This is a genomic window from Brevibacterium sp. HMSC063G07 (genome assembly GCF_001810665.1).
In the GTDB taxonomy this organism is placed as follows: domain Bacteria; phylum Actinomycetota; class Actinomycetes; order Actinomycetales; family Brevibacteriaceae; genus Brevibacterium.
Genome location: NZ_KV802348.1, coordinates 155,507 through 161,632, shown reverse-complemented (window position 1 = coordinate 161,632; position 6,126 = coordinate 155,507). Strand labels below are relative to the sequence as shown.

General features: G+C 58.9%; 4 protein-coding genes and 1 pseudogene. All 5 read right to left on the bottom strand.

The genetic code is table 11. The annotated features are described in order from the left end of the window. A pseudogene (locus HMPREF2757_RS11900) lies at window positions 1-1,456 on the bottom strand (hypothetical protein); the annotation flags it as partial. Between the two features lie 188 nt (window positions 1,457-1,644). Next, entirely contained in the window at window positions 1,645-2,892 is a 1,248-nt protein-coding gene (locus HMPREF2757_RS11895) for a hypothetical protein (protein WP_070574026.1), read from the bottom strand. Window positions 2,893-3,066: 174 nt separating this feature from the next. Further along, window positions 3,067-4,992, bottom strand: coding sequence for an alkaline phosphatase (locus HMPREF2757_RS05370; RefSeq protein ID WP_070574024.1), 1,926 nt, complete (start codon window positions 4,990-4,992; stop codon window positions 3,067-3,069). Window positions 4,993-5,144: 152 nt separating this feature from the next. Then, window positions 5,145-5,486: an LPXTG cell wall anchor domain-containing protein gene (locus HMPREF2757_RS05365; protein WP_070574022.1), complete on the bottom strand. Its 342-nt coding sequence runs from the start codon at window positions 5,484-5,486 to the stop codon at window positions 5,145-5,147. Between the two features lie 164 nt (window positions 5,487-5,650). After that, window positions 5,651-6,112, bottom strand: coding sequence for a hypothetical protein (locus HMPREF2757_RS05360; protein ID WP_070574020.1), 462 nt, complete (start codon window positions 6,110-6,112; stop codon window positions 5,651-5,653). Window positions 6,113-6,126 lie beyond the last annotated feature (14 nt).

Genomic DNA, 6,126 nt, shown 5'->3' with positions numbered 1-6,126 from the left:
CTGCGAGTGCTCCCATGATGTGGGTGCCTGTTCGAGGCATGGCGCTCGGTGAGTCACCCGGGGTCGGTGTTGTGGATTCCTTTGGCGCTGGTGCGGGGGTGGGAGCGCTGGTCTCGCTCGGTTCCGGAGTCGGCGCTTCGCCCGGCGTTGAACTCTCACTTGGCGTTGGCGAAGGTTCAGGTGACCGAGTTTCTTCAACGCTCGGACTGGGTGACGGGTCCGGTACCGGGGTCTCATCACCTTCAGGGGTGGGAGCGCTGGTCTCGCTCGGTTCCGGAGCTGGGGTTTCGCTCGGCGCTGAACTCTCACTTGGCGTTGGCGAGGGTTCAGGTGTTGGGGTCGGGGTTTCGCTTGGGGTTGGCTCTGGGTTAGAGCTGTCGCTGTGCGAAGGGTCAGGTGTCGGAGCTTCCTCATCGCTTGGAGTGGGTGAGGGCGCCTGCGTCGGGTCTTCACTTGGGTTAGGCGAAGGCGCGGGTGTTTCAGGCTCGTCTTCACTTGGGGCTGGTGAAGGATCCGCAGTTGGGTCGTCGCTCACCGCAAAAGAGGAACATGCAGTAAGGGTAGAAATATGCCTAACGATGCCATCGCGCGGCAGTCCTTTTCTTTCAAGCGATTCCACCCTGTTCTTTAGCTTCTGGCTGGAATCGCGAAAATACTGCTTGACATCTTCATTGTCAAACTCTTCAGCGTAGCTTTCGCCGAAGTCTGGTTCGAATTCTACTGCTCCAAAACTTGTCGAAGCCGAAGTTCCGTCGAAGAAGAAGCTATAAGGCCCTACAGGGAAGCTTCCGTCAGATTCTCCAAAGGAGTCTGAGCTGAGATTGAAGCCGATGGAATAGGTGCCCTTGACGTCTACAGTGTCGTTTGCTGCCCTGGGGAAATCCGGTGCGCTGTCGTTAAGTCCAGCTATTAAGTCGTCAGCTTTGTCGCCATACTCGTTTCTAAGCGCCTGTTCTAATTCAGGTGGAACAGGCGAGCTCCGCTGGTTCTGTTCTTTTCCACCAAAGGTGAAGGATACGGTTCCGTCAGGCCTCGGAGTGAAATACTGAAAATGGACGATCCTTTCGGGATCAATGGTCTCGAAGAAAAAGCCGCTTAAAGTAGAACTGAAAGGGAAAAACTTCATGTTCGTTTCCTTCATCAGGGAAGCGAACTGCTGCATCTCTGGACTGCTGTCTTCAGTGAGTTCATCTACGTAGGGGTGATTTCTCAAATCGCCTTTGACCACAACCATTTGGCCAAGCGCCTTGGGGTTTCGAGGCAGTCCCTTAGCGGTAATGGTGACGCCGTCCTGTCGGAACTGGGTTTCGGTGACGGGCATGGGCGCAGTGTTGATGAACCCCGGCGAATTCAAACACAGTGCCGACGCAGCTTGTGCTTGAGCTGGTGTTGTTGCGGCGATCGTGCTGGCAAGTGCAGTGCAGACAACAGCGGCGCTTGCAATGAGTTTCTTCATGGAGAGATCCCTTGGGTTGCTGTAGCTGTCCCTGACAGCACTGAGCTTCTAGGTGTAGTTCCTTCTGATGATGTTGTTCGGTTCCACAGTTCCACGCGCGGCGTTTATGGTTTGCGTTCCTGCTGAGCCTGAGAGGGGCTTGGCCCCTCTCAGGCTGCTGCTGGGTCAGTGCCCGTGGGCTGTGGTTATCACTGGCGCTGTGAACGGCGGCGTGAGAGCACGGTGATGGCTGTTCCCACTGCCAGGAGCGTTCCTGCTGCCGCGAGTGCGCCCATGATCTGAGCGCCTGTGCGCGGCATGGTACTCGGTGAGGAATCACCCGGGGTTGGAGGGGTGGATTCCTTTGGTTCCGGTGCGGGAGTAGGAGTGCTGCTCTCGCTCGGTTCCGGCGTTGGGGTTTCGCTAGGCGTTGAACTCTCACTCGGCGTCGGTGACGGCTCCGGCGTGGGAGTGCTGCTTTCGCTCGGTTCCGGTGTTGGGGTTTCGCTGGGCGTTGAACTCTCACTCGGCGTCGGCGAAGGTTCCGGCGTCGAGCTTTCGCTCGGTGTGGGCGAAGGTTCAGGTGTTGGGGTTTCGTCAGGTTCCGGTGTCTCAGGCGGAGCGTCGGTGACTGTGAAGCCGGTGCAGCCTAGAACCGGTGTGAATTCAGCATAACCGCGCGATCGATCTTCTGACACCCCCTGTTCGCGAAGCATGGCCTCACGGTTGTCGATGATCGGTTTGTACTCATCTTCGTACATGCGGTCGAGGGGAATCGGGACCAGGGAGTTGTTTTCATCGAAAGCAAGTCCGTACAGGTCATACGGGCCGCTTCTTGGAAGGGCCAGCAGCACAGTGTAATCGCCCCGATAATCGTCGTCTTTGCTTTCTGGAAGCTGCGATGACCACGGGGTCGTATTCAATTCATTGACGAGTTCTTCTTGTTCGGCACTCAGCGGTGATTTTTCTTTTGCCTCTTCTGCGCCGCCGAAAGTAAACGAAACCGTGCCGCTTTCATCAGAGACGACGTACCCTGTGCGCGCGATAACACCGGTGTTGTTCGGGTCAATGTCATCGAATATATAATTGTTGGGGTTTGCGTGCGAGATGTTCATAGCCTTAAGGGCTTTGAATTCTTCTAACCGAGAGGCGCTAAGCTCGCCGCCTGCCTCTTCGCGCGCCTTTTCCAGTAGGTCGTCGGTCGTCTGAAGCTTGCCCTTGATCACCAAAGCCACTCCCAGTGTGTTCGGGCGCAGGCCTTTGGCGTTGACGGTGATCTTTGCACCCTGCTGTTTCAGCTGAGTTTCTGTTATAGGCGAGGGGCTGATATTGAGAAGCCGCGGATCATCGAGGCAGAGGGGCCAGCGTCTGCTGTCTGCGTTGGCAGGCGCCGCCGTGGTGATGGAGCTGGCGAAGCCAATGCAGACAATGGCTGCCGCAGCGAGAAGTTTCTTCATAAACAGGACCTCAGTGTGTTGTCAAGTGTCGTATTAGCTACCATTTTCGTGATTTTGTTCGAACTTGCAAGTAGAGGTCAGGATTCACTCAGACTCTTTGGGCATGCAAAGGGCGGGCCTCGGGTTTCCCGAGGCCCGCCCTTATATCAGGCTGCTGTTGACTGAGCCCGTCGATCAGGCGTCGGCAGCTTCGCGCTTGCGCCTGCCGACCAGCACGGCTGCGGTGCCAGCTGCCAACAGGCCTGCTGCGATTGCAGCTGCTGCGCCGATCTCCGTACCTGTGCGGGGGAGCGCACCGTCGCCGCTGTTCGAGCTGGTGCCCGCTGCAGCGGGTGTTTCCGATGCCTCGTCATCCGAAGCCGGTGAGGAATCGTCGTCCTCACGCTGCTCGTTCCGCGGTGCCTCGCTGTTTGACTGTTCGTCTTCGCGGGGTTCCTCTGCCGGTTTCTCGGAATCGCTGCCCTCCGGCTGCTTGGTGGGCTTATCAGAGGGGTCTTCGCTCGATTCCTTCATAAGGTCGAACGAAATGTTGGCTACGTCGGTGTTGTCGATGTAGTCCCCGCGCACGGGGTCGGTGCCTTTCACGTAATTGCCGACGCTGTCAGCACCAGCGCCCTGGGTGAAGAACGGAACCAGGTGATTGGTGTGCTCTGGGGAGTTCCAGCTGTCGACGGGGAGGGCGCCCTTCTCACCAGTCATCGGCGCCCACTGTTTGGTGTCCGCCTTGTCTGCTTCCGAAGGCGACGGTGCCGCTGCCGCAGGAACACCGAAAGCAGCAGGGGCAGCAGGATTCTCTTCAGTGGCGCTGTCGTCAGATGTGCTGTCATCGGTCGCACCCTCACTGGGCGTGCCCTCACCGGCAGCTTCTTCGTCGGTGGAGCTGTTCACAGCACCGTTGAGGTAGCCGGTTTCGTGATCCGCGGTCACAATCAGGAGGGTTTCCTCCCAACTGGAGTTCTTTTCAACCCAGTCGGTGACGGCTTCCACGGACTTGTTGAAGTCGTCCATTTCTTCCAGGTTGCCGACGGTGGCGTTGCCGTGGCCGGCCCAGTCGATTGCACCTCCTTCGATCATGGTGAAGAAGCCGTCTTCGTCCTGCGACAGGACGTTCAAAGCGGCCTTTGTCATGTTCTCCAGCGATACGACGTCGTTCTTCTTTGCCTCGCCCGGCAGAGGTGCGTCGCCGGTGATCGGCTGACCGTCAACGCGACCGTTGTTGGTGTTTCGCGGTTCGGCTGCAGCCAGGCTGGATCGGTTGAACTGGAGTGTTTCGGCGACGGGAGCGAGGCCGAACAGGCGTTCGGGAACGTTTTCTCCGCGGGCAATGGCGTCAATGCCGTTTGAATCCTCGACGAATGTGCGTCCCGAACCGTCCTTTTGAAGGCCGGTGTACTGATCTTCTGTCAGCCAGTCCCACTTTGCTTCGCGCGGCTTGGCGTCATCGTCGAACTTCGGGTGGCCTGCGCCCATGACCACGTCGAGCGAACCGTCGATCATCTGCTGCGCGATTTTGTGGTTGTCTTTGCGGCTGTTGACGTGAGCGCCCCATGCTGCTGGGGTCGCATGGCCGAAAGGCACCGATGACACGACGCCGGTTGCCCGGCCGGTTTCGTGCGCGTGCTCAGCGGCGTTCTTGACGGGGTTCTTCTTTCCGTCGATGCCCAGGTAGCCGTTGTGGGTTTTCTTGCCGGTGGCAAGTGCGGTGCCCGAGGCTGCCGAATCTGTGGGGTTGTTGTTGGCCCAGCCGAAATCGCCCCAGGCGTCTTCGCTCTTGTATTCGGGGGAGTCGAGTGAGGGGTGCTTCATAGAAAGCTGCACGTCGAAGCCCTCGTATACCTGCGACGGTGTTTTTCCGTAGCCGTCCTGCTTGGCTATCTTCTCTCCGGGCTTGCCCTGAATCTGCCAGTTGGTTTTGCCGTTTGTGTAGAGGCTGGAGGCGTCAACGTGGTTGAAGCCCATGCCGTCGCCGATCATGATGATGATGTTGCGCGGTTCGGACTGCGGTTCGGCCATGGCGGGTGCGGCGAAGCCCGTGGAGCCGGCCACAGTGCAGACGACCGCGCCGCCGAGTGCTCTGCGAGCGGTTGATGCGAAGCTCATTGCGTTCCTTCAAGTTGTAGTTGCCTGTCTCTACAACCTCATCGAAGGGGCTTGACCGCGGGCTATCTGCGAAGCGAGCGTGAAGTTAACTTCGCGTCAATTCGCCACTGTGAACGGCGGACTTCCACATTAGAGTCTCGCGGTTTTGAATCTCAGGCTTCGGCGGCTGTGCGTTTGCGCCGACCGGCGAACACCGCCGCGGCACCGGTGGTCAGCAGACCGCCGGCAACAGCGGCCGCAACTGTGAGTTCAGTTGTCGTCTGCGGAAGTGAGCTTCCGCCGCCGTCGTAGACAGCGCGAATGCTCTCGACATCCGGTGGGCTGCCAAAGTGCTGAGGGACGGCTGCCTTTGATTCCGTCGTCGAGGCGCCGCCTGCCATGATCTGTTCCGTCTGGTCTGGTGCCGCTGAAGCCGGTGCGGCACCAGACACAGCCAGGGCGGTAAGGACAGCCGTGCCGATCGCGAAGCGGCCGACAGTGCTCGCGAAGCTCATGCTGTGCTCCTCAGAAGATTGTTCATCGGACCTATTGCACGCGCAAAGAGTGGCTGGATGCTGGCCGGTGGTTGGCCCGGCGGCAAGCCCGAGGTGAACGCACGGACAATACCGTGCGTTCACCTCGGGCGTGGTGCGGTCAAGAGGGCTGCCTGAGTCCGTCTTCAGCCCAGAAGATTGAATCCAGCGACTGTCAGAACCCCAAACAGGATGCCCCACACGGCAATCGAAATGATCTGCCATACGGCAACAACATTGCGCGAAGCGCCAAAGGAAACCATTGCCATTGATGTGATCTGACTGGGCAGGACCGTCTGCCCGAGCAGGCTGACGCCGGGAACGCCCCAGCGGTCGAACATTTTGCGCAGACGCTGTGTGCTGCGTTTGGGTTCGCGTTTGGCAAAGCGGCGACGCAGACTGTGTGCGCCGAAAACCAGAACGAGCATTGACACTGTGTTGCCGATGACTGCGGAAGTCACCGCGACAACAGGGTGGACGCCAGCGATGATGCCCACAGCGGATCCGCCGTAGGATTCAACGAAAGGCAGTGCGGCAATGAGCATGACTCCGGCCCATCGGGCCCATTCGGGCAGTGACTGCGTGAAGTTCTGAAGTGCTTCGATCATGGTTCCTCCGCGAT

What these genes read in the sequence shown, in the direction of transcription:
- HMPREF2757_RS05365 (WP_070574022.1), bottom strand. Translation starts at nt 5,486, where the DNA reads ATGAGCTTCGCGAGCACTGTCGGCCGCTTCGCGATCGGCACGGCTGTC.
- HMPREF2757_RS05360 (WP_070574020.1), bottom strand. Translation starts at nt 6,112, where the DNA reads ATGATCGAAGCACTTCAGAACTTCACGCAGTCACTGCCCGAATGGGCC.
- HMPREF2757_RS05370 (WP_070574024.1), bottom strand. Translation starts at nt 4,992, where the DNA reads ATGAGCTTCGCATCAACCGCTCGCAGAGCACTCGGCGGCGCGGTCGTC.
- HMPREF2757_RS11895 (WP_070574026.1), bottom strand. Translation starts at nt 2,892, where the DNA reads ATGAAGAAACTTCTCGCTGCGGCAGCCATTGTCTGCATTGGCTTCGCC.